This is a genomic window from Streptomyces capoamus, from assembly GCF_014654935.1.
Taxonomy (GTDB): Bacteria; Actinomycetota; Actinomycetes; order Streptomycetales; family Streptomycetaceae; genus Streptomyces; species Streptomyces capoamus.
This window is the reverse complement of the sequence record NZ_BNBF01000002.1, coordinates 229597-230135: the sequence shown is the minus strand read 5'-3', so window position 1 is coordinate 230135 and position 539 is coordinate 229597. Positions and strand designations below refer to the sequence as shown.

2 protein-coding genes are annotated in these 539 nt (G+C 65.5%); both read left to right on the top strand.

Features of this window, described 5'->3' with window-relative positions:
* On the top strand, positions 1 to 214 hold a 214-nt coding region (locus IE312_RS38730; protein WP_268254282.1), incomplete at its 5' end, for a sigma factor-like helix-turn-helix DNA-binding protein.
* Positions 215 to 377: 163 nt separating this feature from the next.
* The coding region (locus tag IE312_RS38725) for an IMP dehydrogenase (protein ID WP_229899143.1) at positions 378 to 539 on the top strand (162 nt) is incomplete at its 3' end.

Below are 539 nucleotides of genomic sequence, written 5' to 3'. Positions count from 1 at the left end.
CCCCGAGGAACGCGCCCTGCTCAGCAGCGACGCCGAGTGGGCCAAGAAACTGCTGGCCAACCTCCCGGAGAACCAGCGCGAGCTGCTCCTGCTGCGCATCGCCGTCGGCTTGACCGCGGAGGAGACCGGGCAGATGTTGGGAATGTCACCCGGCGCGGTCCGCGTGGCCCAGCACCGGGCGCTGAGCCGCCTCAGAGCGCTCGCCGAACAGTGATCCCCCTTGCGGACAGCCTCCTTACTCCCGCGCTGAACAGGTACGCCGCCGGTTCCGTACGAACATACGAAGCCTGAAGCGACCCCGTACCGTGGAATTTGCTAGCGACGCTTCCCGTTAGCATGGACATCCGCACCGATCAAGGCCATTTGGGGAAGGTGTCATGACTGCCAACGTCGACGGAGTGCCCGGTAAATTCGCGACACTCGGGCTGACCTACGACGACGTGCTGCTGCTGCCGGGCCCGTCGGACATGGCACCCGACGAGATCGACACCGCCTCGTACGTCTCCAAGAACGTGCGGGTCAACATCCCGCTGCTGTCC